Genomic DNA, 25,400 nt, shown 5'->3' with positions numbered 1-25,400 from the left:
TTTAAGTTACATGTGTGTTTTTAGGGATGCGTAATACACGCTACCCTAAGGTAATTCTTAGAAACAACAAGATTATAACAGCAGGAGAGCCCCTTGCCACTAGTTAAAAACCCATAAAATATTAGATGGTTTTAGAGATACAATCATAGCATTTTGTTAGTTTCTTTTTCTTAACCACTTCTAAATTATAGTGTTGGGGTATAAAAAACAAACGCGAAGGTTAATTTTTGCTTTTTTTTAACAGGCAGACTATCAGAAGTATATCTTTTATACTAGTTGCGAATACTTTTTTTGTCTACTGTCAGTTCGAAACAGCATACTTTGATTAAAGAGACTACTAAAAAAGCACCCCGTCATAAGCAGGCAAGCCAAAAATAACACCACAAGAACCGTTAAAATTAAAATCTGTTTGAGCGATAGCGAGTTATTTTAATTTAGGTTTGTGGATGATTATTTTTGAGTGCAGGATGGTTAAGGCTAGATTTTTTGTTTAGCTCATTAATTTTTATTGGTTTTCAAAGGAATTCATGAACCTCCAAAGTCGGTTTCTTTTTCATCAATGGAAAAAGAATAATAGCTTAGAATAAGATTTTTCCATATAAAATCTAAGTCGTTACTACGTAGACCGAGAGCGTTGGATTGAATCCATACAGATTTGAGAGTGGGAGGGTAGCCGTAGTATCAGCGACCCATGCCGTGGTGTTAACGGAGCATGCCGCGATATCAGCGACCCGTGCCGTGGTGTTAACGGAGCGTGTCGTGATATTAGCGACCCATGCCGTGGTGTTAACGGAGCATGCCGTGATATCAGCAACCCATGCCGTGGTGTCAACGGAGCGTGCCGTGGTGTTAACGGAGCGTGCCGTAATATCAGCGACCCGTGCCGTGGTGTTAACGGAGCATGCCGTAGTATCAGCGACCTGTGCCGTGGTGTTAACGGAGCATGCCGTGATATCAGCGACCCATGCCGTGGTGTTAACGGAGCGTGCCGTGATATCAGCGACCCGTGCCATGGTGTTAACGGAGCATGCCGTAGTATCAGCGACCCAAACAGCGATATAAAGAACCGTTGCTACTCTAAAAAACAACTTTTATAACCTAAATAGGGGAGCTTATGGGATTCCGTAAGAATGTATAGATACTTTGTATTAGGTTCGTAAAAGTTGCAAGAGCAACTCACTTTTATAATTAATAAGCAAATAACAGTAACTCGTTAATAACTTTACTTTTGATAAAGTGTTGGTTTTGATATATTTGATAGCGTATAAAGATTGCTAAACCTTATGATATTCCATGTTTTTATCGGGATAAAAGAACTAAAGTTTGGTATATAACGAGTTATCTGCAAGCTACATCCTGCTAAAAATAAAATTATGGCTAAATACAAAATGGAAGATATAAATGTTGGAGATGGAGTTTATTTTAAATTAGACTTCCAAACTAATTACGATTTATACTGGACTGTTAAATCCAAATATGATTCAACTCTTGAAATAGAAGTTGACGAAATGGGAGCTAAAGATAAAATATTCTTGAATATTAAAGATGTATATGCTGTTGAAAAAAGAACATAGATTTTATGGATAAGTTACTCTATTACCCCTATATAAATTTACCTGAAACAGATTGGACAGTAAGAACTTTACTTTATTATGATAATATAGGTTCAATTGTCCCTCAAGAATATTTTTATTCGCCTGAACGAAATTATGAGCCATTTATGCTTGAATTAGTCAGAAGTGAATTAGTAGTTCCAATAAACCCAATTGAAGTTTTAGAAAGCCCTTGGGAAATTTCAACACCATTCATTAAATTTTTAGAAAAAAATGAGAAGAGACTATTAAAGAAAAGAAAAAACTTTTCATTAGGCAGGAAAGGTAAAATACACATAAGCAAATTTTCAACTGCAAGAATTCACGCAGATAAATTTGATGGAGAAATATTCTATCAATTGGAACAGTTAGGACTTGCAGAAAGAGATAATGGAGAATGGTATTCTGTAGAAAAGAATACTGCTAATCACTTGATGAACTATTTAGCCACTGTTATCAGTACAAAATTAGAAATGCGCCCAACAACTGACAGATTTAAAAAAAGCTATTACAGTTATAAAGACATTGAAGAAAACAAAAAAAGACAGACAATACTATCCAATCTTATTCCTTTCCCAGAAGAAATCGATTTGAATAAAATACGAAAGTTTAAAGATAAGCATATTGACCTTTTAAAGGATTTTAAGAACAAAGTTGAACAACTCGTATTAGATGAAAACTTGATTAATGGAACAGATTTATTTAAACTTAAAATAGAAGAATTGAGTATCCGTAAAGATGAACTTTCCAAAAAAATGAACGAAAGTCAAATCAATAACATAATTTTTGGTTCTGCTTGTGGAATTATTGGTGCAATTCAAGGTTTAAAAACAGCAGAAACAACAGGAGCACTTATTGGAGCACTTCCTGGATTTGTAAGCGCAGTTCATTCAGCACTAAAAATTGAAAAAGCGGAGAAACTATTTGACCAAAGTGGAATGAAATATTTAGCATTAGTTGATAAAAGGATAAGGAGATAAGGCCAGCAGGTAACAAAGACGTATAAAAATAATAGCGGTTTAATCGCTAAAACGAAACAAAGTAAATATAAAAATGGTCTGTGTTTAACCGAAAAGTCAGTGCGTGAAAATCCGCTACTATTCTTATACTAGACCCTTGGCAATAATTAAAAAACAAAATGGAAAACAAGAAAAAAAACGAAATTCCTGAGAATTTGAAGTATAAAATTAAAAACAGAGAAAGTATCGCTAAAATTGTTTTAGGAGTTATTCTATTTGCATTAATAGCTTATAAATTAGCTGTATCTGACTTAACTTTTGATTTTTCTAATTTTAGTTTTTCAGATTTATTATCTCTCACTTTGGCAATTTTCGCAATAGCATTATCGGTTGCTTTTTATTTCAAGGCTACAGACACCAGTAACAAGTTCTACGACAATACATTTAAATTCACTAAAGATATTTCAGAGATTTTAGGTCGCATAGAGGCTGGGTTTGGCGAACGATTGAGACATTTGGATGAAGGTTATACTGGATTAAGAGATAAATTTGATGGAGGATTTCAGATTAGTGCTGAAGAAATCGAGACAACAAAAAAAGAACTCGAAGAAGAAAAGATAAAATTAGAAAAAGAAAGAACTGAAAAAGATGAAATTCTATCTTCTATAATGAAAAAAGCCAAACTCTCTGAAAAAGAAAAGCAAGAGGTTCTTGAAAAGTTAGAAAGTAAAGAAAACGAAATTTCAATTTTATCTAAGGAGCTACACTTTTTGAAAAGAGAGTTAAGACAAGGAGAAAATGAATTACGACATAATTATCCGTTTGTAATATCTAAGATGGCTAATAATTTTATAACGAATGAAAATTTAGATATTTCAATGATTATAGAAGCTCCGATTAGTTTTATCAGGAGAAAAATTAAATTTGATAAAGAAAATCATCCAAGAATATTTTTTGACCGCTTTAGTAAATATGGGGTTATAGAAGAAAATGGAACATTTACAGCCAAAGGAATTGAATTATTAAAAGATGTAGCCAAACGTATAGAGTAACTATTACCAGTTAAGAAGTATATAAAAAATAGCAGTTTAATTGCTTAATCGAAACAAAATGAGTGATTTAAAGGTTATTGTAAAAATAAAAAATTATTGAGTAAAATGTGCTACTTGTACATATACAATACCGTTGGAATAATAAACACGAATATTGTAAATTATTTTATAACCCTAAAACCGAAACTTTTTTCGGTTTTCTTTTTTTTCAGCCTGTTGTTTTTTAGCGTCCAATCGCTTGGTAATCGCTGCTTTTTTAGGTTTGGTAGCTTTGCGTACTTTGGGTACTACCAAGGCTTGTGCTAAAAGGTTAAAAAAGCGTTCAGTTACCAATTCTTTATTGCGGTGTTGTGAGCGGCTTTCTTGTGAGCTTAGTATAAGCGTGTTTTCTTTAGAGAGTCTGTTAGCTAGGTTTTTAAGGAGCAGTGCTTTTTCTTTGTCCGAGAGTCCTAAAGAGTCTTGAATAGTAAAACTTAATTCTACTTTAGAAGATACTTTGTTTACATGCTGTCCGCCCGCACCAGAGCTTCGTACGGCTTTAAAGTTGAGTTCTTTTAAAAGTTGTTCTTTATTCATAGTGTTTGTGAATGCATTAACGGAATTAACTTCCAATGTCAGTTCGAGTGGTTTTTATCAAGTGCTAACGAGATAAAAATTTTATCGAGAACTATTCCAGCGTCTAAGTCCTAAATTCTCGATACAAATTATGCTCTTTTCAATCGCAAAATTCACTCGAATTGACAGCTTTAAATTTTAGTCAACCTACTTTAATAGGTGTTACTGTATTCCTGTAAAAACAGGAGTTTCAAATATAAATAATCTATTGTTGTTTGTAAAGGGGGCCTAATAATCGAAGTAACTCTTATTGGTGAGAGTTGGGAACTTTAAAGGGTATTCGTAACTAGAATTAAGCAGATTTCTCGCTATCGCTCGAAATGACAAAACGTGCGTTATTTCGAAGGAGTGTGTGACTGAGAAACCGCAAGGTTCAGCGGAGCTAAATCTTATGGTTGAGTGTTGGGAACTATAAAGGGTAGTAGTTACTCTTATTGATGAGATTCCTCCTCCTTCGTCGTTCGGAATGACGTTCAGATTGTTTATTTCATGTTATAAATTAATAGTTGTCATTTCGAACTGTAGTGGAACGGAAGTGAGAAATCTTTTAGTTGGGTGTTGTGAGTTTTAAAGGGTAGTAGTTACTCTTATTAGTGAGATTCCTCCTCCTTCGTCGTTCGGAATGACGTTCAGATTGTTTATTTCATGTTATAAATTAATAGTTGTCATTTCGAACTGTAGTGGAACGGAAGTGAGAAATCTTTTAGTTGGGTGTTGGGAATTTTAAAGGGTAGTAGTTACTCTTATTGATGAGATTCCTTCTCCTTCGTCGTTCGGAATGACGTTCAGGTTGTTTTTTCATGTTATAATAATCAATAGTTGTCATTTCGAACTGTAGTGGAACGGAAGTGAGAAACCGCAAGGTTCAGCGGAGCTAAATCTTTTAGTTGAGTGTTGGGAACTATAAAGGATAGTAGTTACTCTTATTGATGAGATTCCTCCTCCTTCGTCGTTCGGAATGACGTTTAGCGATACTTACATATCATAATTAGGCGTGTCGGGTGATTGGTGCATGAAGTGCATGTCTAAATCGGTAAGGGTGTCGGAAAAAGAGTATAAGTTTTCTTTTTTAGTGAGTAACTCATCAATAATTTCGACTGCTTTTTTCAATCGGGTTTCTTTGTCTCCTTTTAACAATACATACGGACGGTTGTATTTTTTCAACGCATTTTCAAAGGCTTTAAACATTTCCAATCGTTGCTCGGGTCTGTCGCGTAAATCATCGGCCTCCCAAGGCGTATCGATATAGGTTAAGAAATAAATATCGTAGGTATTTGCAATGGCAGCTTCATCTAATTTAGGATCTACAAATCCGCCATAATACTCTTCAGAATATACTTTGGTTTCTAACAAATCGGTATCACAGATGAGTACTTTATCCGCTTTTTTAGCCAATTCATTTTCCAAGTCCATTTGTCCTTCAGCAATCGGAATTAAATCGTGTTGCTCACAAGTTTTACGTTCATTGTTCCACTTATCTTGCAAATATTCACGCGCAAATTCGGGAGCCCAAACGGTATTATAATGACGTGCTAATTGACCAGAAAGTGTTGTTTTTCCTGTGCTTTCAGGTCCAAATAATACCACCTTTACAAGGTTGATGGGTTGTTGTGTAAGTGCTTTTTCCATGCTAAATATCCTGCAATTGCTATAAAGGTAAATAATAAATATTGAAAACTGGTAAAGGTAAATCCTTTGTAAAAGTAGAGTGGAACGGAGATAATATCGCCAATAATCCAATAAATCCAGTTTTCTATTTTTCGTTTTGCCATGAGCCACATTCCTACAAAGAAAATGGCAGTGGTAACGGTGTCTACATAAGCTGTCCAGCTCGTCCATTTATCAAAAACGGTATACACAGCATAGACAAAAACTAAGGTGGCTACAAATATGGCTACGCTTTGTTTCTTTTCTTTAGATGTTGTCCTAGAGATAGGAGTTACATGGGTGGAATCTACTTTTCGCGTCCAGATATACCAACCGTACATACTCATCATAAAATAGTACCCGTTAATCATCATATCGCCTAACAGTTCCCACTTTAACAAGAGGTACACAAAAATAGCAGTGCTTATCATCCCCGTAGGGAATACCCAAATTTTATTCTGTTTTGAATACCAAACGGATAAAAACCCAAAAATTACCGCAATAATTTCTAGCCAAACATCAATAGGATTGTAATCAGCATACTGCCCAAAAAGGAAATCAAAAAGTTGGCTCATAATCGCTACGATCGGTTTTTACGATTTTCATGAACAGCAATCCGTTGTCAATTAATTCAAAAGCATTTTTTAATTCAGAAGTCACCAAATGCATCACAGTATCATAATCTCCATACACTTGTGTGCTTAACGGATTCTCTAATACGGTTAATCCCGAGGCTCTTAGTTTTTTGATGAAATTGATAATTGGTTCTTCAAATTCGTTCTGAAGCGGACTTAAGGTCAATTCTACGGATATTTTCATGGTTGTTCCTAATTAGAAAGATGCAAAGTTACTAAAGTTAAGTTGTTGTTGCGTGGGAAAGGTTTTTGGAGATTTTTTAGTGGCAAAGTTTTTTAGTTGCAGAGTTTTCAGAGTTTTGGAGTGGCAGAGTTTTTTAGTTGCAAAGATGTAGAGCTTCAAAGTCTCATAGTGGTAAAGTTGCGAGTGCGAGGTTTTTGGGTTTTAGACTAGGTATTTTTTAACAAGCGCATACGCAGGTGAATCCTTCCATTTCTAAAAAGTGAATGTCGTACTCAGAGGTTTGTCCTTCGTACAAGATTTTTCCTGTGGTTTGATTGGTGTCAAAAGAGAAATCTTCAATATAAATGTTCTCTAAGAAGAGCAATTTTTTCTTTCCATAGATTTTATACAAGCTTTCTTTGGCTCCCCAAACAATGGTTAATTTGCTTACCAAAGCATCGTGGTTGGCTATGGATTTGTATTCTTCTATAGGAGTGAATTTGTGTGCGATTTTCACAATTTTGTCGCGCTGCATTTCAATATCTATCCCCACAGGTTGTGTATCGGAAATAATAATTGCTGAAAAGGTAAATGAATGGGTGATTGAAATAAATTTACCGTCTTTTAAGTGTGGCTTTCCGTAACCATCGTATAGTAAATCATCATCGGTATAGCCAACTTCTTTTAGCAAATGGCGTACGCTCATAAAGCCTCTTTGGTGTAAATCGGACTTCATGCCGTTTACTCTTTGCTGATTTCCTTTTGTTAAAGAAACGCCGTTAGAAAGTTGTTCAAAAGATTCTTCAATCTTCCAAATCAATGCTTTAGCATGGTTGTTTACCGTTAATGTTTTGTAAAGAGGCATATTTTAGAAAGTTATTTCGTAATTTTGCGACTCAAATTTAAGATACATAAATATACAAAAATATGAGCACAAAAACCGCGACATATGTTCCTTACAAAGTTAAAGATATTTCTTTAGCTGATTGGGGAAGAAAAGAGATTGAATTGGCAGAAGCTGAAATGCCAGGGTTAATGAGTTTACGCGAAGAGTACAAAGATGAGCAACCTTTAAAGGGAGCAAGAATTGCAGGATGTTTACACATGACGATTCAAACTGCGGTTTTAATTGAAACGTTACAGGCTTTAGGTGCTGAGGTTACTTGGAGTTCTTGTAATATTTTCTCTACGCAAGATCAAGCTGCTGCTGCTATTGCTGCTGCTGGAACTCCTGTGTATGCTTGGAAAGGTATGAACGAGGAAGAGTTTGATTGGTGTATTGAACAAACATTATTCTTTGGTGAAGATAAGAAGCCATTAAACATGATTTTAGATGATGGTGGTGATTTAACGAATATGGTTTTAGATAAATATCCTGAGTTAGCTCCTGGAATTAAAGGTTTATCTGAAGAAACTACTACAGGGGTACACCGTTTATACGAGCGTATGAAAAACGGAACGTTACCAATGCCTGCTATTAACGTAAATGACTCGGTTACTAAATCGAAGTTTGACAATAAGTACGGATGTAAAGAATCTGCAGTTGATGCAATTCGTCGTGCTACTGATGTAATGTTAGCTGGTAAAAGAGTAGTGGTTTGTGGTTATGGTGATGTTGGTAAAGGTACTGCGGCATCTTTCCGTGGAGCTGGTTCTATCGTTACTGTTACTGAAATTGATCCTATTTGTGCGTTACAAGCTGCTATGGATGGTTTTGAAGTAAAGAAATTAGAAACTGTTGTAGGTAAGGCTGATATCGTAATTACTACTACTGGTAACAAAGATATCGTTCGTTCTGAGCACTTCGAAGCAATGAAAGATAAGACTATCGTTTGTAACATCGGTCACTTTGATAACGAAATCCAAATGGCTTGGTTAAACGATACTTACGGAGATACTAAGGTTGAAATTAAGCCTCAAGTTGATAAGTATACAGTTAAAGGAAATGATATTATTGTATTAGCTGAAGGACGTTTAGTAAACTTAGGTTGTGCTACTGGTCACCCAAGTTTTGTAATGTCTAACTCATTTACAAATCAAACATTAGCGCAAATCGAGTTATGGAACAATTCTGATGCGTATAAAAACGAAGTGTATATGTTACCAAAACACTTAGATGAAAAAGTAGCAAAATTGCACTTAGCTAAGATTGGTGTAGAGTTAACTGAGTTACGTGAAGACCAAGCGAAATATATTGGTGTAACTGTTGAAGGTCCATACAAGCCAGAACACTATAGATATTAGATTTAGATTATTATAGATTTGAGATTTTAGAATCAAGAATCAAGACACAAAAAATCCCGCAACATTGTTGCGGGATTTTTTTATGCTTTTTATAAACGTTTTGTTTTATTCAGTAGGAATGCGCTCATCAATCATTTTTAAAGGCATACCTTCCATTAAATCGATTAAGTCTAAAATGTCTCTTACTTTTTCTTCTTCTTCGGCTTGTTCTGTTACAAACCATTGTAAAAAGATTTCAGAAGTGAAATCGCCTACTTTTCTTGCAGTTTTAAATACGTGGTGAATAGATTTGGTAACTTCTATTTCTGCATCTAAAGAAGCTTCAAAAATAGCTCGTAAGCTTTCAAATTCGTGAGCAACTTCAGTAGCTATAGGTGACATTGCACTACCGCCATTATCGTTAACAAATTTAAAAATTTTCATCATGTGCTCCCTTTCTTCTTCAGCTTGCTTATAAAAGTATGCTGCGCTATTTCTAAGCTCTCTTTGGTCGCACCATGATGCCATGGCTAAATATTTAGAAGAAGCTTGTTGCTCCATCGTTATTTGGTGGTTTAGCAAATCAACTACTTCCACGTCTAAAATCATGTCTCTTCTTATTGCTGTTTCCATAATATTTTGTTTAGTTTTAATACTATAAAGATACAGATTATAAGGCTTTAAAAAGAATGGAGCACCTAATTTAAAGCTAGTCTTAGTAAAGGGTTTTCTGCTTAAAAACAGCTAAAAGAAGTTCTCGTAATTCTATAAGTTGAGGTACATCTAAGAATAATAAGTGTTTGTTGTCTGTTGCAAAAAGGAGTACGAAGTTATCACCGTCGATAATCGTTTCTAATGATTCGTACGAAGCGCGTTCTAATACTTTTTTCCTGAAGGCTAATAGTTGGCAGAAAGTAAAATTTATTACTTTATAGCCTAAATCTAGCTGGTAGCAGTTTCTGCCACCACAAGATATTTTAAACGATACATCTTCTGTTAAAAAATTCATTCGGCAAATATAATTATTTTTAATCAATCTAAAGAAAAATAATGTAAGGGATAAAAAAGCCCGCAAATTTGCGGGCTTTTTTATTATAAAATGTCTTTTAAGACTAGATATTTAATGATTCAAATAACTCAACTAATTTAGGATTAGAAGGTCTTGGAGCATTAGAGTCTATAATCTTTCCTTCTGGATCTAATAAAATAAATCTTGGAATTCCTGATACTCTATACGCATCCATGAAAGCTTTATCTTCTTTAGCATATAATTGTACTCCTGATAATTCTTTATCAACAATCATTTTTTTCCAAGTTTCATAGTCTTTTTGTCTGTCAACAGAAATACTTACGAACTCGATGTTTTTATTGTGATATTTTTCTTCAACTTTCTTTAAGAAAGGAATTTCATTTTTACATGGTTGACACCAAGTAGCCCATAAATCGATATACACATACTTACCTTTTAAATCATCTAAAGAAGTAGTACCACCAGCATTGTTTTCGTAATTAACAAACTTAGGAGATTCAGCACCCTTAGCTAATTTTTTAGTAATGTATTGCTTGTCGTTATACATTTTAGTTAAGTAATTTTCTAAACCAGCAATACTTTGTTTTTGACTTGCTACAAAAGTAGAATCTAATGAGGCTCCTTCAAATCTTTTGTTAAAATCATCAACAAAATTAGAAACTTTAGATCTGAAGTCTAACTCTGGTAAATTCATTAATTCTTTATCTTCAAATAATTTCTTTTGCTCTAATGAAGCTTTAGCTAAAAAAGCACTTTCTTCAAAACCAACCCCTGTATAAGTTATAGTTTCGTCAAATTTTTTAGCATCAATCGTCATATTAATATCGGCTCCGTTTTTTAAGTATAAAGCAGTATATTCTTTACCATCAAAAAATCTGTAGAAACCATCTTTTACATTCATAGTATCTTTAAAAGTTCCATCCTCACCAACTTTAATTACTTTGTTGAATTTAAATTGAGGGTTAGAAATAGTAACTGTTTCAGAGTTTTTGTTGGTAATTTTTCCAGAAAAAGTCACATAATCTTTTTGTTTCTCTTTACATGAAACTAAGGCAATAGAAAATGCCAATAAGTAAACTAATTTTTTCATTAGGGTGTATGTTTAATTTTGCTGTTTAGCTTTTTAAATAAACGCCTAAATTAGTGATTTTATATGAAAGCACAATTTTTTAACATTTCACTAACTGTCTTAAAGTTGTATACTTTATTGAATTTTAACTTTATAATTACCCTAACCAACCTTCACGATCTAGACTTCTATACTGAATTGCTTCGGTAATATGTTCGGATAGTATATTTTCGGAAGAAGCTAAATCGGCAATGGTACGAGATACTTTTAAAATTCTGTCATAAGCCCTAGCTGATAGGTTTAACTTTTCCATGGCCACTTTTAATAAGCTTTTACTTTCTTCTGATAATTTACAAAATTCACGAATTTGCTTTACATTCATTTGTGCGTTGTAATGAATGTTTTCAAGGTTTTTAAATCTAGTTGTTTGTATTTCACGAGCAAGGGTAACTCTTTTTCTAATATCTACACTACTTTCTCCTTTTCGTTCATCAGAAAGCTTATCAAAAGGTACTGGTGTTACTTCAATGTGGATATCGATTCTGTCTAACAAGGGACCAGAAATTTTGCTTAAATAACGTTGCATTTCGGCAGGAGAGGAGGTAACCGGTGAGTCGGGATTGTTGAAATATCCAGAAGGACTCGGATTCATACTAGCAACTAACATAAAACTACTAGGGTAGTTTACGGTAAAACGCGCACGTGATATAGTAACTTCTCTATCTTCTAAAGGTTGACGCATTACCTCTAAAACGGTACGCTTAAATTCGGGAAGTTCATCTAAAAATAAAACACCATTATGTGCCAAAGATATTTCTCCAGGTTGTGGATATTGTCCTCCACCTACGAGCGCAACATCAGTTGATATATAAAATGAGAGGGTAAATTTGTATATTTATGTTTTAAAGAGATTAAAGTAAAGATAAAAATTATGTTAGGTATTTATGCTCGAATATCAAGGGAAGAAGATAACGAAAGTAAATCTGTTGAAAATCAGGTTAAAGCAGGGAAATTATTTGCTGATTCGCAAAAATTAAATTTCAAGGTTTATAGTGATATTAATATTTCAGGAACATTAGATATAAAAAATAGACCTGAATTTCTCAGCCTAATAAATGATATTAAGTTGGGACATATTACTCATGTTTTTTCTACTAATCAAGATAGGTTAGAAAGAAACCCCTTAGTATGGTTTGAGTTTTCTAACCTTTTATTAAAGCATAATGTTAAGTTGTTTTTCGACAAAGGCGTTCAATTTGATCTCGAAAATGATGATTCACAATTTTATTCTAAACTAACTTCATTAATTAATGAAAGATATGTAGCTACAACAACAAAAAAAATTAAGTCAGTAATAGAGCGTAATGTTTCAGAAGGGAAAGTGCATGCTTCACCAAGCTATGGCTTTAAAAAAGGAGAAAATGGATTGCTAATTATAGATGAGTCAGAGAGTCAAGTAATAAAAAGAATTTTTGATTTGTCAATGAAAGGAATTGGAACTACTACCATAGCGAAAATATTAAACGATGAGAATATACCAACAAAGTATAGTAAGAATGGAAAAGGTACATATTCATACACTAATTCATTTGGTGAAAAATTTATTTATAACAAGAAGGATGCTAAATGGAAAGCTACAACTATTAGAGCTATAATTAAAAATAGACTTTATAAAGGAGAGAGAAAATGGAATGATAAAATTTATAATATTGAGGCAATAATTGATCCTATTTATTGGAGAAAAGTGAATGATAATTTACCGAATAATGCTAATCACAGAGGAAAAAAGGTAAATCATCAATATTTATTAAAAGGAATTTTAAAATGTAGCATTTGTGGTAGGAGCATGAATGGGAAAAGAAGAATTGATAAAAGTGATAACTTTTATTATTGTGCATCAAAGAGAATAAAGAGTGGAGGTTGTGGTAATAGATCAATTAATATTGACAAATTAGAAGAGTTTATTTGGTCTACATTTTTTGTGGATAAAAAAATTCTAAATACAATTAAAAACAATTTAGAAGATGTTGAAAATGAATGTGATAAAATAAAGTTAGAAATAGAGCAATCAAAAAGAAAAATTAATGATTATAATTCTCAAAAAGATAAAATACTTGAATTTATAGCATTAAATGATATTGATCTAAATGATGATAATCTTTCAAAGAAATTCAAAAAATTAGACTCTGATATTAATGAAGAGAAAATTTTGTTAAATGATTTATCAGTTCAATTAGGGAATTATTTTGATAAAGAAAAACTTCTATCTGAATATAATTTTGATTTTAAAAAGCATTTAAAAAAACTTTCTTTCTTAGAGAAAAAAGAGTTAATCAAAAAATATATAAACAGGATAGAGATTCTAAATTTGAAAGATAAAATCTCAATACATACGTATCAAATTAAGCTATATTTAAACCTACAGATAAACAAACCTGATACTTATTTTTTTGACACTAAACATAATGTGATTTTTAGTCATAAAGATTTAGGTTTTATTAATTCACCAATTTTACATAAAAGTAGCTCTTATGAAATCTTGAAATATTCTGATTTTGATTTCAAATCAATCAAAAAGAATGGTAAATTTTATGTTCAACCATATAAATATGAGAAGAATACCTATAGTTTATTAAATAATACTATTATTCCTCACGGTAATTTTAGTGATTGGAACTTTAAAAAGATTCTTAAGTTTTATTCAGAAAATAAAGATTTCTTTTCAGAAGAAATAGGAGTAAGTATTTTATCCATCATGGAGGATAAAGAAAAAAACAAATCACTTTCTGAAACATACAAAAAACATCGAGAAAGATATAATTCTAATTTTGAAAAATGGATTAAAGATTTATGTGAAGTTCAAAAAATACCTTTAGAGTAAAGATTTATTTAGCATTACTTTTTTAACCTTTTGTACTGTACCAAGTGAAATATCATTTAGTTTAGCAACTTTTCTAAGTGATATTCCTTTTTTTATATCCTTTTGAGCATTTTTATATCTATCAAGAAAACTTGACTCAGTTTCTACAGTCCCTTTTAAACGACCTTTATATGTACCATTTAATTTAGCTAACTCAATACCTTTTCGTTGTCTTTCTAAAATCATTTCTCTTTCCATTTCAGCAATATTACTCATTACACTTACTATGATTTTAAACACGGGATTTTGCTTACCGTTAATTAAACTACTTATGCCTAAATTATCAATAATAAGTTCCACATTATTAAGATTAAAGAATTCTATTGTTTTTAGAATATCTATAGTGTCTCTACCTAATCTATCAATACTAACAACTGTCAAAGATGAAACTTTCTTTTGTTTAATTAATTTGATTAACTCTATACCTGCCTCTCTTTCTGAAAATTTAACTGTACCTGAAATAACATCAATGAAATGATGTTCTTCTTTTGAATGATAATTTTTTTGACGTTCAATTTTTTGTTTGTTAGTACTAACTCTAATATATCTACATTTCATTTTACTTTTTTTACAAATATAATTAAAAACATCAGATGTATTAATAATAGGGTAGGTGTAAATAGTACGTTTTTTCCCTTTATTTCATGTAATGATTTAAAGTTAAAGTGTATCAAAAATAAACTATAACCTAAAAATGATACGGTAAAATATTTTATTATTAATAAATTATTTTTTTACATAATTTTTTGATAGGGGTATGAGGAAAAAAACATAAGAGAGGGGGGAGTTTATTGTAGGTGGTATCGCACTCTTCTCTTAAATTATAATTTTAAAATAAATTACGCTTTATATATAATAGTTTAATTATTGAAAGGATAAATATTATTATTAGAAGACTATTATATTTGAAACAAAAAAATAAATAAAAAACAGATGAAAGAAAAAGATTTTTTACAAGAGAGTTTTAATGAGACTAAGAGTGAAATAGACAATATTTTTAAAAATTTCAATAAAGAAATAGACGAGGTATATACAAATCACACAAAAGATAAAAATATAGAAAGTGAAGGGGTAAATTTAAATTACTTCAATTACATAGCACAAAACATAAAAGACAATAATGGCAGAATGGTTAAAAATTCATTTGGAATGCTTGTATGTTTTTTAATCTATTTTTTAATTGACAACAAGAAAGTTGACTCAGAAATAGAAGTTTTATTTATAAAAATTAGTGATACGAACATTTTACTTAGTTTCATTCCTATTTGCTTTACATTTCTTTTTTTAAAAAATGTTACAATTTATACAAATAATAAGTTTTTAATTTTATTGTTTGAAAAAGTAGCGAAGAATCTCTTTAAGTTGGGCAAATACTCCTATACAAGGAAAATTATCAATCCTTATTTCTTCTTTGACAACATTGTCTTACATCAATTTAAAGATTATGAAATTAAAAGTTGGACTAAATTTCCGTTAAAATTTATAACGGTAATTTGCTTAGTCTTTTTCCCTCTAATTTTTTTAGGCTATTCAATTTACAGGATTTGTGTAGATAATTATTTTGAGTTTACGCCTGTTACTTCTGTCCTTTTAATATGTATATTATTTTTTGGGGCATTAATACATTTTGGAGCAGGAAGTAATAAACTCAAAGAGTATGGTAAAAAGCTAAACGAAGAGGAAAAATAATTTACGTTTTACTTATAATGTTTTACTTGTGTTATTAAGAGAAGGATTTATTAGTGTTGTTTTAGTATAAAAAGCACGGGCAGGAAGAAGGTCTCTTGGTCTTTTTATCATTTTTTCAGGAAAAGGGTTTGTCTAATTTTCTATTTACTATATTTAGCTAAAAAAAATGAATAAGATAGGGAGGAATATGCCATGTCCCTGTGGTAGTGGAATAAAGTATAAAAAGTGTTGTATCAATACAAAAAGGATTTTTAAAACAACTGTAAATAAAGAAGATTCTTTTAAAGAATTTATTTCAAAAAACGATTCAGTTGAGCTTTTAAAAATAGTAGCCTTACTACAAGTACTACCAAAAAACCAATCCAAAGAATTTAGATTAGAGCAAATACAAAAAGATATTTGTTTAAGCTTAAATCAAGATCACAATACTGAATTAAATATCTCTAAGTACCTAAGTTTAATAAAGAAGAATTTTCCACATAACCCTATGAAAGACGATCCTTGTGAGTCGTGTTTTACAGAAAATATTATTTTTTATAATGGGAACAACATTGTTTTTCCTGGGATGTCGGTTAATTCGACCCATATAGTTCAAAACCTTATAAACTCAGTAATTCGTGGTGACAGAAATATAGATAAAGGAGTCAAAACAAAGATATTAGATGGTGTAACTTTTATGCTTCATATTCATAATAGTATTGCAGAAAAAATGGGATATAAAAGATATATGTCTGAAGATAAAGATTGGCAAGGAGATATATTTATACCAAATAATGATTTTGTTTCTAAGTATTCAAAGTTATTTGAATTTACAAAGAATGAATTAGATGAAATTTATAAACAAAACGGAATAAAATCAGACATAATTCACGACTTTGTTACTGACATAAATCATCTTATTAGTGATAGGGATAAGAAAGAAAATTCACTAACTTTTAAACCTTTTATTAAAGTTAATGATAAGTTTATCTTAACAATGCCTTCTTGTGAAATGTTGAGTTTAAATAAATTTATAATTAATAAAATCAAAGAAGTTAATCAATATCCTTTATTGATAGAAGGTTATAATGAATCAATAAGATACGAAGTAGGTAAAGTTTTACATTCTATTTGGGAAGAAGAAACCTTAAAACTACCTCTTTATGATAACGAATCTATATGGAGATTAGACACTAACAAAATAGCTTACGTTAGGCTTATAGATGCAAAAGACAAAAACTTAGACAAAAGAGCAAGTGAAGTAATTAAAATCATAAAAAATGAAATTAATGACACATCACACGAATTTTTATGTTCTTTTATAATTGCCCCAAATACTATAGGTCTATACAGTTCAAGAATTGAAAAAATAAAAGAATCAAAGTATCAATTTATTATTGACTGTTTTGATTTAGAACGCTTAGTAACTATTTGGAAAATTGACAACCTATCGTTTTGGAAGTTTTTTAAAGCAAAAGAAAGAGCTTCTAAACATGTTATGATGTTGCCACAATTTTCTATATTAAGTTACTATAAGTGGTTCAAGAAAAACCACGAATCATTTTTCCTAAGTGATGATATTACTCCTAATTATATTGCTTTTGATTTTTCAATTCAAGGAGATTTAATGATCGAATCGAATCAAAAAAATGATCGTCATGTTATACCCTATATTCATAATGATCAGGGACTTATTTTTATCTCTGTATATAAAGTAAAAGATTTTGCCCCTATTTATACATCAGAAGAGATTTTTAATGGAGAATATAGAGAAGCGATAGAAAAATATAATTGCCCTATATGGATTTCAATTAAGAATAAAAATCAAACTACTATTGTAAAACCTTTTTTTGAAGCCATATTATTTTGGCTTAACGAATTACATAGTTCTTTGAGTAGATTCTTAATACCTTTAGAAAACTTACCGATTGAGTTTATAATCGGATTTAAAGATTCTATTTATGATTTGAACACAAATGACCTAAACACAAATGAATTAGAAAAAGTTAAAATAGAATATAAAGTTTTTCCATCAACTCGAAAAATTGAAATGATTTTACCTAATTTAATTTTTAATGCATTAAATAGAAGCGATAACCATGGAGAAAGAATATTAATGAGTTGTATAATTCAATCTTTAGGGGATTTATTAAAATTAACTAATAGAGGAGGAATAAGTGAAGAGCAAATTTTACTATTGTTAGAAGATCATATTCCGCTTGGAAGAGCAAAAATGTTGTTAACAAACACTTCTAACAGTATAAAAAGACAAGATTTATATATAGCTAAATCAAGACATATACAAGATTCTGATATATCCATAGTTTTAGAAGAAAATGTAGGTTGGTTAAACGAAGAAGTTCCTAAAAAAGTTAGCTCAGATAAAGAAAAAGTTAATTTATTAGTAAAGATTATTAATTCTTTAATTCTTCAATTAAGAAAGAGACTAAAAGAATATAACAGCTTAGACCTATTGAAGAACTTGATGGCTAAACATGAAGCATTAATATATGAAGGTGCAAATTGGGATGTTCAGATACCTGCAAGGATAGAGTGCTTTAGTAAATATGACAATGTCATTAGAGAATTTTCAGAAGAAGAAAACCGAAGAGTTAAAACAACCTTAGCAACTCGCTGTTTAATAGAGTTTGTAAATGCTGAGCCATACATAGGGAAGAAAAAAATAAACAACGATGATGTAGATTTTTTATTAGCTCTAATGGTAGAAATAATTAATAACGGAACATTAAAAGATGCAATATATTACAATCTAAGTAGTCCTAAAATGGTGTTATTACCTTCAGGAAGAATAGGAATTGATCATGGTTTTTACACCAAAGTACTATCAAAATATAGAGATGCTGTTACAGATGATAGTATTATTGATTTTGAAGAATCTTTTGAGTCAAATTTTAGGAATAGTAAGAGTGAGAGTAAAAAAGTAAAAGTTGATAATTATCACGAGATAGTTGATAAAACTTTTGCTGATGATTGGGGTATTTCTCTATCTAAGATTTCTAATATTATCAATTATTTAATTGATTTCTGTATAGAAAATAGAGCTTCTTTTTACACTTGTTCTGAAAATGAATTTGATGAAATACTTAATAAAAATAAAGATATAAGTCAAAGCGAGATTTTAGCATTTAAAAACAAAATGCTCTTGGTAACAAGAGGTAAAATGGATATCCCAAGCGATAGGAAAAGCTATCCTGAAATTTTTCCTTGGAGGTACAATAGAAGTCAATCATATTTAAGTAAGCCTATTCTAAAATTAAAATATAATGAAGACTATCAAATATTATTCAGTATTAGACACCTTGAATCTGCTGAAGAAAACCTTTATGCAATTTTTTATAACGGAACTCTTAAAGTTGATAATAAATATAAAAATATCAATAAGCTTTTAGCAAAAAGGAATAATATAAAAGGGGAAAAATTCAGACAAAATGTATATGATTGGTTAATTTCAAACACAACTTTAGAAGTTATCCCTCATGAAGTTAAAATTAAAGAGAGAGGTATTTTAAAAGCCGATAGAAATTATGGAGATGTAGATATATTAGCTTTCAATCATTCTAAAAAGATTGTATATTCAATTGAATGCAAAAACACAAAACAGGCAAAGGTCATGCATGATTTTAGCAGTAATTTGAAAAACTATACTGAAAAACAACTACCTAAGCACATTGAAAGAGAAAAATGGTTAAAGAGAAACATTAAACAAGTTTCAGAAAAGTTTTCTTTAGGAAAAAATAAATATAGAATTGAATCAATTGTTATCTCTTCAAATCAATTACCTGTTAAGTTTATAAAAAATATTTCTATCCCATTATATTCTTTTAATGAACTGAAAAATAAAAACGTTTTTAAATAAAATGATTAAAGGAAAGTTACTAAGTTTTTTTAAAAGCTTAGATGAAAATTCAAAAGTAAAGTACAAAGATTTAAAAATAGATACTGTTAAAGGTGTTGTTTGGAACACGTTACTTCTAACACTTTTTTGTTTTTCATTTACTTATACATATTTTGAATGGTATGGAGTTTTATATTTTCATCATTTTGATTATTCTGACATATATAATTTTACTATTAGTAGAATAAGTGTTTTCTTCTCTTCAGCGTTATATATTCTATTGGTATTAGTTTCGTTTTTAGGATTCTACATAACCAAAAACAAAAGCAAAAAATACTTTACTAACCTTCAAGTTATAATGCTCAAAATAGCATTAATGTTTCCTTTACTTTATATAATGTTTTTCATGTTCTCATACAGTAAAAGCACTTATAGTGTCATAAGAAATAGTTTTATATTATTGTTTTTAGTATTCGCGATATATAAGCATCAAAAAGAAAAACATGATGTTTTTTTAATTGTAATAATAGCATTCACTTTAGTGATAGGTAAACTATTAGGAGAAGAATTTGCAAAAGAGAGATTCAAAGCTAAAGACTATATAAACTTGATAGATGTAGTAAGTGAAAATAAGATTTTAAAAAGTGAGGAATTAGTAATAGGTCAGAATAACTCACAATATATTATAATCAACAAGAAAGACACAAGCTATACTTTTTACCCTAAGTCCGATAAAGTCAAGGTAACCTTTAAGGGTAAAATTAAAAAGTAAGATTAATTATTAATTCCATAAACAGAGAATAATATGAAAAAAAATAGTGATAATGCAGTAGTAATTATTGGTAATGGATTTGATTTAGCCCATGATTTAAAAACAAGTTATAATGATTTTTCAGAATGGTATTTAGAGAACTTTATCTCTTTAAATCTTTATCATTTTCTTTTTAACCCTAAATCAAGTAGGGATATTATAGATGTAAAAAATATTTTTAAGGAATCTTATCTTCGGTCAATACTTGATACCAAGGTGGGTGGTGAGGGTAATCATTTCATAAAATCGTTATTAGTTAAAGGAATGCTTGCCAAAACAACCGAAGATAGGAAGAAGCTCATTTATCTTGAATTGAAGAAAGATTTAACATTAATCAAGGATATGTTAAATAATAAATTCTTAGGTAAGTTATTTGCAAATCAATATGAGAATTGGTTTGATATCGAAAATGCGTATTTCCATGAATTAAATATTATTTTAAAGCATGAAAATGAATCTAAAAGTAATATTGCTTGGATAAACACTTCTCTTAATGATTTAAATACTGAGTTTAAAGAAATAAAAGATTTATTAAAAACATATTTATCTACAATTAAACCAATTAAAAGCAGTAATATAAAAACTTTTTTCAATCTAAATTTTAGAAAAAAGAGTAAAGTTAGAGTTGTTAATTTTAATTATACATGGACAATTGACTTTTACCTTAGTGAATTTCGTAGTTCTAAACGTTTTCAAACTTATGCACAAGTAGATGTTGTTGCTATTCACGGTAAATTAGATTCCAAAATTATTTTTGGATATGGAGATGATGATTCCAAGGAATACAAACAAATAAAAGATACTAAAAATGATAATTATTTAGAAAATTTTAAAACTTTTCAATATTTAGAAAACACAAAGTACAGAGATTTAATTAATGAAATTGAAGATTATGAAGATTATGAGGTTTATGTACTTGGACATTCTTTAAGCTTAACAGATAAAACTTTATTAAAAGAAATTTTTAGTTCTGAAAAATGTTTGAATATTCATTTATTTAAAAGACCTGACAAAGATGAAGAGTATAACTTTCAAAGTTTAAATAAAATGTTCTTTAACATTAGTCGAATTTTAAATAATGAAGCTGAGTTGAGAATGAAAATTGTGCCTATGGAAATAAGTTCACATTTTCCTTATAAAAAAGATGATGAATCAATAATAGAATCTAAAAACTTCAGGTTATATGGAGGGGTTAAAAATTAAAAAACTCCTCTACAGGAATTGATAAAACTTTAGAAACTTCTTTTAACTTAATTACAGTAGTGTTGGTTAAACCCCTTTCAATTCTACTTATATGGGAAACATCCGAATCAATATCTATGGCTAATTTTGCTTGGGAGTAATTTTTGGATTTACGGATTTTGCGGAAGTTTTTTCCGAATAAAATTAGAAACTCTTTTTTTTCTGACTCTTCCACATTCAAAATTGTGGAATTCCTGAATAATTAATATAGGCATATAGTCCTATATTTGAAATTTTTATTAGATTTGTTACTCTTTTAAAGTATTTCTATGAAAAGACTATTTACATCTATTATTTTACTTATTGTTCTATGTAGCTGTAGCAAAGATTTTAATAAAAGTGATGTTGAGCTTTTGCTTAAAAATTTCTTATATGAGTTAAAACTTCAAAATCACAAAGAAGCTATTAAAACGTACCCGAATCTTAAAAAGTTGGATAGTCACATTACTATAGAGAATTTTAATATTGAAAACATTGTAGAAGAACCAAATAGATTTAAAGCTTATGTAAACATAGGAGATAAAGGAAAAGAGAGGATGGTTTTGTTTAATATTATTGGAAATAAAGGTCATTTATACATAGAATCAACAAAAGGTCTTTCTCCTTTATTCGATAGTAGAATATTTGATTTTGCTAAAAAAACAGGTTGCCTTAATATCAATGATGTAAATGACGTGTTGATAGAAGAAAAGTGTAATGATGCTAAAAAAGTCTTTAAGTTCAATAAATTAGTATTGAGAAAGCATATTCTCGATAATATTAAGATTCAAAATAATCTCACAAAAAACTCTTATGGGGGAGTCGGTGGTTCTATACTGCTTGGAAACAAATCTAAATACAATGTTCCTTATGGAGCTTACGAAATAACTATAGATTTGTTGAATGAAAACAATGAAATTGTTAAAACAGAACAAATAGATTATTTATTCAAGGATATTAAATCTGATAGCAAGTTTTCACAAGAAATATTTTCTAATGGGCATTCAGAAATGGAATCGAGTAGTGTAAATTTTAAATTTATCAATGATACATTTGTAGATGATTTGATTTATAGAATGAGTTTTAAAGGAGATGAATGTGATAAGTTTTTTAAAGAATTAAAGAAGAGAAATTTAATTGATTAAAGACTACCAATGATAGCTTTTGTTTTTGGAATATTATTTTATGCAGCAATATATTTCTACATGAGATATGATGACTTAAAAAAGTCTGAAAAACAAAGAGTCAAAGACGTAGAAAAGATTATTGCTGAAAGAAAATATTTAGAAACGAAAATACGAGAAATTCAGGACAAAAAATGATTTTACACATTCCGCACTCTTCAATTAAGTTTCCAAATAAAGATGGATTTGTTATTTCCAAAGAAGAGTTAAGTCAAGAAGTTTTAAGACTAACAGATTGGTACACCGATGAGTTATTTGAATCTAAGGAATGGGAATCTGTAAAAGCAGATTTTTCAAGAATATTCTGTGATACAGAAAGATTTTCAGATAATTCAAAAGAAGTGATGTTTAAGTATGGAATGGGAGTATTGTATGAGAAAAGTGATGATGGAAACTCTATTCGAATCGTTACTGAGGAGTTGAGAGAAAATATTCTCACAAACTATTATTGGAAACATCATTCAGACCTAAATAAAGCTGTTTTAAGAGAGTTAAAAGAATTTGGAGAGTCATTAATTATTGATTGTCATTCTTTTCCTGATACACCTTTAAAAAGAGACTTAGACCAATCCTTAAATCGTCCTGATTTTAATATTGGAACAGATAGTTTTCACACCCCTAAAAAACTCATAGATGCTTCAATTGACTTTTTTAAGTTAAAAGATTTTAGTCTTGGTGTTGATAAACCTTATAGCGGGTCAATTGTTCCAATTGATTTTTATGAAAAAGACAAAAGAGTTGGTTCAATTATGTTAGAAGTAAACAGGAAATTGTATTTACAAGGTAGCACTAATATAAAATCAGACAACTTTCAAAAAATTAAAGAGCTTATAAAAGAATACTTAGAAATAATAAACTCAGTTTTTTATAATGACAATTAAAAGCGTTAAGCCATTTAAAGCTATTGTAAATTTAGGATTGGAGTATGGCTACACCCAAAAGAAAATTGACAAAGAGTTAGTCATTGAAGAAATTTCAAAATATCAAAAAACTTTAATAGAAGAGGAAGACATTTATTTAAGTTGCTCAATTACTAAATCATTAATTGTATTAAACAATCAAAAGGAAAAGCATCTAAAATTAGAGTTTATAAATTATCCTAAATTTCAATTGTCTAATACAATATTAAAAGAATGTGTTGAAAATCTAACTATTATTTTAATGAATAAATTCTCTCAAAATAGGGTTGTAATTGAATACCTTGATGAAACTAAAATGTTAGATAAATCTTTAAATATAGATTCAAGAATTTAAACTAAATAAAGTATCACTCCCATCTTTTTACTTTAATTTTTGGTGGATGTTCAAAAATTTCTTCTAATCTATTTGAAACAAAATTTTTAAGCTCATCTTCTTTGTCAATAGTGGTAACAATACAATCATGAATGGTAGCTACAAAAACCTTTCCTCTATTTAGAGTATTAAATTCTCTTACAAGTATATCTAATACTAAATACGCCTCATATTGAAATAAGAAATGAGAAAAAAGCTTGTAATTTCCAACTTTAATTCTCCTAATTAACTTCATCAAATTGGGGAATAAATTACTAAACACCATTTCCATTACTTGATAAGTTGAATTCCTTGAGAACAACATAGATAAAAATTCGGTTTTTACAAATTTCCTAAATTCAGAATACGAACTGTTTTTGACTATTTCAGAATAGTTTGGGGTATATCTGTATAAATAACTATAGTTTAATGTTGAGTTTACCGTCCATTTAACTATACCCTCTTCTAACAACCTAAACTCAAACATTAATTTTTCGTATAGCTCACCACTTGAAGACAACTTATTAAACTCTTGAATCTCTTTATTTAAAAGGGTTTCAGAAGAATTCTGCAACATATATGATAATAAGTATTTAGTAAATATAAATTTATTATCTATAGTTTTATTACTAATAGGATTTGTATTTAATAATATTGTAGATAAAATGTATGGGATTGAATTGGATAAATCAATCTCAACGAGTGATTTATTATCATACTTCAAATACTTCCTTAAATCTTTGTTTAACCTCGCAAACTCACTATGCAACCTTCCATCAGTATTTTCACTATAACTAAACTGATAATTTCCATTTTGAATGTTAACTGTTTTCTGAGCCTTGATTAAATAATTAATTAAATCTGAATCATTTTTTAGCTGACTTTTTAAATACTGATTGATTTTTTTATAATCAATAGTAAGCTTGTCATTAAAAAACTTAATCAAATATTTAAATTTATTCAACTCTTTTGAAGGCTGTTTATATTTAAATGTATTTTTTATAAATTTTTTATCCTTATATCCATTAGGTTTTAACTCTACAATTTCAAATCCTGAATAAATTGAAGCATCATTTAAACAAAATGAGAAAGGTTTAGTTTTTAACTCATAGGGATATTTAAACATAATTGAACCATGTAATAAATCAATATAGTCTTTATAATTATAACCAATGGTTTCTTTAAACCATTTACTACTAATTGATGTAGATAGCTCAGGGCAAGCTTTAAGTTTACTATTAAAACTTTTATTAGTGTTCTTGTCAATTTTATATCTGAAGCTTTGTAAAACCTTGTCAACATATGTAAGAGTTCTAACTTCAGATAAATTAGTAAATTTTTCATCCTTAAGTTTTAACTTTTGAAAATCAAAATTCTTAGGACAAAGAGTAATGTAATTTCTTTCCATAAAAAATGAATTAATAATAAAAAAATAATAAGGATGTTGCTGTAAGAAATCTTAAGAAGAACAGATTTCATATAT

At 29.6% G+C, this 25,400-nt stretch carries 24 protein-coding genes and 1 pseudogene; 13 read left to right on the top strand and 12 right to left on the bottom strand.

Annotation, left to right across the window (positions count from 1 at the left end):
- Window positions 1-639 precede the first annotated feature (639 nt).
- The 4 genes from ABHQ57_RS00485 (at window position 640) to ABHQ57_RS00470 (ending at window position 3,603) form a co-directional block, all read left to right on the top strand.
- A complete protein-coding gene (locus ABHQ57_RS00485; protein ID WP_389861865.1) occupies window positions 640-1,062 on the top strand; it encodes a hypothetical protein in 423 nt (140 codons plus the stop codon).
- Window positions 1,063-1,373: 311 nt separating this feature from the next.
- Window positions 1,374-1,574, top strand: a complete 201-nt coding sequence (locus ABHQ57_RS00480) for a hypothetical protein (protein ID WP_167712458.1) — start codon at window positions 1,374-1,376, stop codon at window positions 1,572-1,574.
- Window positions 1,575-1,579: 5 nt separating this feature from the next.
- Window positions 1,580-2,572, top strand: coding sequence for a kinase (locus ABHQ57_RS00475; protein WP_167712457.1), 993 nt, complete (start codon window positions 1,580-1,582; stop codon window positions 2,570-2,572).
- Between the two features lie 158 nt (window positions 2,573-2,730).
- Window positions 2,731-3,603 (top strand): hypothetical protein, encoded by an 873-nt coding sequence (locus ABHQ57_RS00470; protein ID WP_167712456.1) that lies wholly within the window; start codon window positions 2,731-2,733, stop codon window positions 3,601-3,603.
- A gap of 174 nt (window positions 3,604-3,777) precedes the next feature.
- Here the strand turns inward: ABHQ57_RS00470 and arfB are convergent, their stop codons facing one another.
- The 5 genes from arfB to ABHQ57_RS00445 form a co-directional block, all read right to left on the bottom strand.
- Window positions 3,778-4,179 (bottom strand): alternative ribosome rescue aminoacyl-tRNA hydrolase ArfB, encoded by a 402-nt coding sequence (gene arfB / locus ABHQ57_RS00465; protein WP_167712455.1) that lies wholly within the window; start codon window positions 4,177-4,179, stop codon window positions 3,778-3,780.
- 1,014 nt (window positions 4,180-5,193) lie between these two features.
- On the bottom strand, window positions 5,194-5,847 hold the full coding sequence (locus ABHQ57_RS00460; RefSeq protein WP_167712454.1) for an AAA family ATPase: 654 nt from the start codon (window positions 5,845-5,847) through the stop codon (window positions 5,194-5,196).
- The gene (pnuC, locus tag ABHQ57_RS00455; RefSeq protein WP_167712453.1) at window positions 5,808-6,440 is read right to left on the bottom strand and encodes a nicotinamide riboside transporter PnuC; all 633 of its coding nucleotides are present in this window, start codon (window positions 6,438-6,440) and stop codon (window positions 5,808-5,810) included. Before pnuC ends, ABHQ57_RS00460 begins: the two co-directional genes overlap by 40 nt.
- On the bottom strand, window positions 6,424-6,684 hold the full coding sequence (locus ABHQ57_RS00450; protein WP_125345427.1) for a hypothetical protein: 261 nt from the start codon (window positions 6,682-6,684) through the stop codon (window positions 6,424-6,426). Before ABHQ57_RS00450 ends, pnuC begins: the two co-directional genes overlap by 17 nt.
- Window positions 6,685-6,901: 217 nt before the next feature.
- Window positions 6,902-7,528, bottom strand: coding sequence for a 4'-phosphopantetheinyl transferase superfamily protein (locus ABHQ57_RS00445; protein WP_167712452.1), 627 nt, complete (start codon window positions 7,526-7,528; stop codon window positions 6,902-6,904).
- A gap of 62 nt (window positions 7,529-7,590) precedes the next feature.
- On the opposite strand from ABHQ57_RS00445, the gene ahcY reads away from it, so the two are divergent.
- Window positions 7,591-8,907, top strand: a complete 1,317-nt coding sequence (gene ahcY, locus ABHQ57_RS00440; protein WP_047790337.1) for an adenosylhomocysteinase — start codon at window positions 7,591-7,593, stop codon at window positions 8,905-8,907.
- Between the two features lie 105 nt (window positions 8,908-9,012).
- Here ahcY and ABHQ57_RS00435 read toward each other — a convergent pair whose 3' ends face one another.
- The 4 genes and pseudogenes from ABHQ57_RS00435 to ABHQ57_RS00420 all read right to left on the bottom strand — a co-directional run.
- Window positions 9,013-9,519, bottom strand: a complete 507-nt coding sequence (locus ABHQ57_RS00435) for a ferritin (protein WP_047790336.1) — start codon at window positions 9,517-9,519, stop codon at window positions 9,013-9,015.
- Window positions 9,520-9,601: 82 nt separating this feature from the next.
- Complete coding sequence (locus ABHQ57_RS00430) at window positions 9,602-9,895, bottom strand: hypothetical protein (RefSeq protein WP_167712451.1); 294 nt, start codon at window positions 9,893-9,895, stop codon at window positions 9,602-9,604.
- 103 nt (window positions 9,896-9,998) lie between these two features.
- Complete coding sequence (locus tag ABHQ57_RS00425; protein WP_047790334.1) at window positions 9,999-11,006, bottom strand: TlpA disulfide reductase family protein; 1,008 nt, start codon at window positions 11,004-11,006, stop codon at window positions 9,999-10,001.
- 136 nt (window positions 11,007-11,142) lie between these two features.
- Window positions 11,143-11,847, bottom strand: a pseudogene (locus ABHQ57_RS00420) (YifB family Mg chelatase-like AAA ATPase); the annotation flags it as partial.
- 69 nt (window positions 11,848-11,916) lie between these two features.
- On the opposite strand from ABHQ57_RS00420, the gene ABHQ57_RS00415 reads away from it, so the two are divergent.
- Entirely contained in the window at window positions 11,917-13,866 is a 1,950-nt protein-coding gene (locus tag ABHQ57_RS00415; RefSeq protein WP_389861854.1) for a recombinase family protein, read from the top strand.
- On the opposite strand, the gene ABHQ57_RS00410 is transcribed toward ABHQ57_RS00415, so the two are convergent.
- Window positions 13,858-14,463: a recombinase family protein gene (locus tag ABHQ57_RS00410; RefSeq protein WP_389861851.1), complete on the bottom strand. Its 606-nt coding sequence runs from the start codon at window positions 14,461-14,463 to the stop codon at window positions 13,858-13,860. The two genes, ABHQ57_RS00415 and ABHQ57_RS00410, sit on opposite strands and share 9 nt — an antisense overlap.
- A 375-nt stretch (window positions 14,464-14,838) precedes the next feature.
- Here ABHQ57_RS00410 and ABHQ57_RS00405 point away from each other — a divergent pair, with 375 nt between their 5' ends.
- From ABHQ57_RS00405 to ABHQ57_RS00390, 4 genes are all read left to right on the top strand, one after another.
- Window positions 14,839-15,594, top strand: coding sequence for a hypothetical protein (locus tag ABHQ57_RS00405; RefSeq protein WP_389861848.1), 756 nt, complete (start codon window positions 14,839-14,841; stop codon window positions 15,592-15,594).
- Window positions 15,595-15,760: 166 nt separating this feature from the next.
- The gene (locus tag ABHQ57_RS00400; protein ID WP_389861845.1) at window positions 15,761-19,450 is read left to right on the top strand and encodes a YecA family protein; all 3,690 of its coding nucleotides are present in this window, start codon (window positions 15,761-15,763) and stop codon (window positions 19,448-19,450) included.
- A 1-nt stretch (window position 19,451) separates the two neighbouring features.
- Window positions 19,452-20,201: a hypothetical protein gene (locus ABHQ57_RS00395; RefSeq protein WP_389861841.1), complete on the top strand. Its 750-nt coding sequence runs from the start codon at window positions 19,452-19,454 to the stop codon at window positions 20,199-20,201.
- Window positions 20,202-20,234: 33 nt separating this feature from the next.
- Window positions 20,235-21,443: an AbiH family protein gene (locus tag ABHQ57_RS00390; protein WP_389861839.1), complete on the top strand. Its 1,209-nt coding sequence runs from the start codon at window positions 20,235-20,237 to the stop codon at window positions 21,441-21,443.
- Here the strand turns inward: ABHQ57_RS00390 and ABHQ57_RS00385 are convergent.
- On the bottom strand, window positions 21,433-21,657 hold the full coding sequence (locus ABHQ57_RS00385) for a helix-turn-helix transcriptional regulator (RefSeq protein ID WP_348716368.1): 225 nt from the start codon (window positions 21,655-21,657) through the stop codon (window positions 21,433-21,435). The genes ABHQ57_RS00390 and ABHQ57_RS00385 overlap by 11 nt on opposite strands.
- Before the next feature lie 94 nt (window positions 21,658-21,751).
- Between ABHQ57_RS00385 and ABHQ57_RS00380 the strand changes: the two genes are divergently transcribed.
- The 3 genes from ABHQ57_RS00380 (at window position 21,752) to ABHQ57_RS00370 (ending at window position 23,899) form a co-directional block, all read left to right on the top strand.
- On the top strand, window positions 21,752-22,606 hold the full coding sequence (locus tag ABHQ57_RS00380) for a hypothetical protein (protein WP_389861835.1): 855 nt from the start codon (window positions 21,752-21,754) through the stop codon (window positions 22,604-22,606).
- 173 nt (window positions 22,607-22,779) lie between these two features.
- Window positions 22,780-23,526 (top strand): N-formylglutamate amidohydrolase, encoded by a 747-nt coding sequence (locus ABHQ57_RS00375; protein ID WP_389861832.1) that lies wholly within the window; start codon window positions 22,780-22,782, stop codon window positions 23,524-23,526.
- Window positions 23,516-23,899, top strand: coding sequence for a hypothetical protein (locus ABHQ57_RS00370; RefSeq protein WP_389861829.1), 384 nt, complete (start codon window positions 23,516-23,518; stop codon window positions 23,897-23,899). Before ABHQ57_RS00375 ends, ABHQ57_RS00370 begins: the two co-directional genes overlap by 11 nt.
- Window positions 23,900-23,912: 13 nt before the next feature.
- Here ABHQ57_RS00370 and ABHQ57_RS00365 read toward each other — a convergent pair whose 3' ends face one another.
- Window positions 23,913-25,325 carry a hypothetical protein gene (locus tag ABHQ57_RS00365; protein ID WP_389861826.1) on the bottom strand — a complete coding sequence of 471 codons (1,413 nt, stop codon included), beginning with the start codon at window positions 25,323-25,325 and terminating at the stop codon, window positions 23,913-23,915.
- Window positions 25,326-25,400: the final 75 nt, after the last annotated feature.

The organism is Tenacibaculum sp. ZH5_bin.1 (assembly GCF_042865525.1).
In the GTDB taxonomy this organism is placed as follows: Bacteria; Bacteroidota; Bacteroidia; order Flavobacteriales; family Flavobacteriaceae; genus Polaribacter; species Polaribacter mesophilus.
This window is presented reverse-complemented; position numbering and strand designations above follow the sequence as displayed.

Excerpts from the sequence above, each read along its gene's own strand:
- ABHQ57_RS00480 (WP_167712458.1), top strand. The coding sequence starts at position 1,374 with ATGGCTAAATACAAAATGGAAGATATAAATGTTGGAGATGGAGTTTAT.
- ABHQ57_RS00410 (WP_389861851.1), bottom strand. The coding sequence starts at position 14,463 with ATGAAATGTAGATATATTAGAGTTAGTACTAACAAACAAAAAATTGAA.
- arfB (WP_167712455.1), bottom strand. The coding sequence starts at position 4,179 with ATGAATAAAGAACAACTTTTAAAAGAACTCAACTTTAAAGCCGTACGA.
- ABHQ57_RS00470 (WP_167712456.1), top strand. The coding sequence starts at position 2,731 with ATGGAAAACAAGAAAAAAAACGAAATTCCTGAGAATTTGAAGTATAAA.
- ABHQ57_RS00375 (WP_389861832.1), top strand. The coding sequence starts at position 22,780 with ATGATTTTACACATTCCGCACTCTTCAATTAAGTTTCCAAATAAAGAT.
- ABHQ57_RS00365 (WP_389861826.1), bottom strand. The coding sequence starts at position 25,325 with ATGGAAAGAAATTACATTACTCTTTGTCCTAAGAATTTTGATTTTCAA.
- ABHQ57_RS00425 (WP_047790334.1), bottom strand. The coding sequence starts at position 11,006 with ATGAAAAAATTAGTTTACTTATTGGCATTTTCTATTGCCTTAGTTTCA.
- ABHQ57_RS00415 (WP_389861854.1), top strand. The coding sequence starts at position 11,917 with ATGTTAGGTATTTATGCTCGAATATCAAGGGAAGAAGATAACGAAAGT.
- ahcY (WP_047790337.1), top strand. The coding sequence starts at position 7,591 with ATGAGCACAAAAACCGCGACATATGTTCCTTACAAAGTTAAAGATATT.
- ABHQ57_RS00395 (WP_389861841.1), top strand. The coding sequence starts at position 19,452 with ATGATTAAAGGAAAGTTACTAAGTTTTTTTAAAAGCTTAGATGAAAAT.
- ABHQ57_RS00460 (WP_167712454.1), bottom strand. The coding sequence starts at position 5,847 with ATGGAAAAAGCACTTACACAACAACCCATCAACCTTGTAAAGGTGGTA.
- ABHQ57_RS00435 (WP_047790336.1), bottom strand. The coding sequence starts at position 9,519 with ATGGAAACAGCAATAAGAAGAGACATGATTTTAGACGTGGAAGTAGTT.
- ABHQ57_RS00405 (WP_389861848.1), top strand. The coding sequence starts at position 14,839 with ATGAAAGAAAAAGATTTTTTACAAGAGAGTTTTAATGAGACTAAGAGT.
- ABHQ57_RS00475 (WP_167712457.1), top strand. The coding sequence starts at position 1,580 with ATGGATAAGTTACTCTATTACCCCTATATAAATTTACCTGAAACAGAT.
- ABHQ57_RS00450 (WP_125345427.1), bottom strand. The coding sequence starts at position 6,684 with ATGAAAATATCCGTAGAATTGACCTTAAGTCCGCTTCAGAACGAATTT.
- ABHQ57_RS00400 (WP_389861845.1), top strand. The coding sequence starts at position 15,761 with ATGAATAAGATAGGGAGGAATATGCCATGTCCCTGTGGTAGTGGAATA.
- ABHQ57_RS00370 (WP_389861829.1), top strand. The coding sequence starts at position 23,516 with ATGACAATTAAAAGCGTTAAGCCATTTAAAGCTATTGTAAATTTAGGA.
- ABHQ57_RS00380 (WP_389861835.1), top strand. The coding sequence starts at position 21,752 with ATGAAAAGACTATTTACATCTATTATTTTACTTATTGTTCTATGTAGC.
- ABHQ57_RS00390 (WP_389861839.1), top strand. The coding sequence starts at position 20,235 with ATGAAAAAAAATAGTGATAATGCAGTAGTAATTATTGGTAATGGATTT.
- pnuC (WP_167712453.1), bottom strand. The coding sequence starts at position 6,440 with ATGAGCCAACTTTTTGATTTCCTTTTTGGGCAGTATGCTGATTACAAT.
- ABHQ57_RS00430 (WP_167712451.1), bottom strand. The coding sequence starts at position 9,895 with ATGAATTTTTTAACAGAAGATGTATCGTTTAAAATATCTTGTGGTGGC.
- ABHQ57_RS00445 (WP_167712452.1), bottom strand. The coding sequence starts at position 7,528 with ATGCCTCTTTACAAAACATTAACGGTAAACAACCATGCTAAAGCATTG.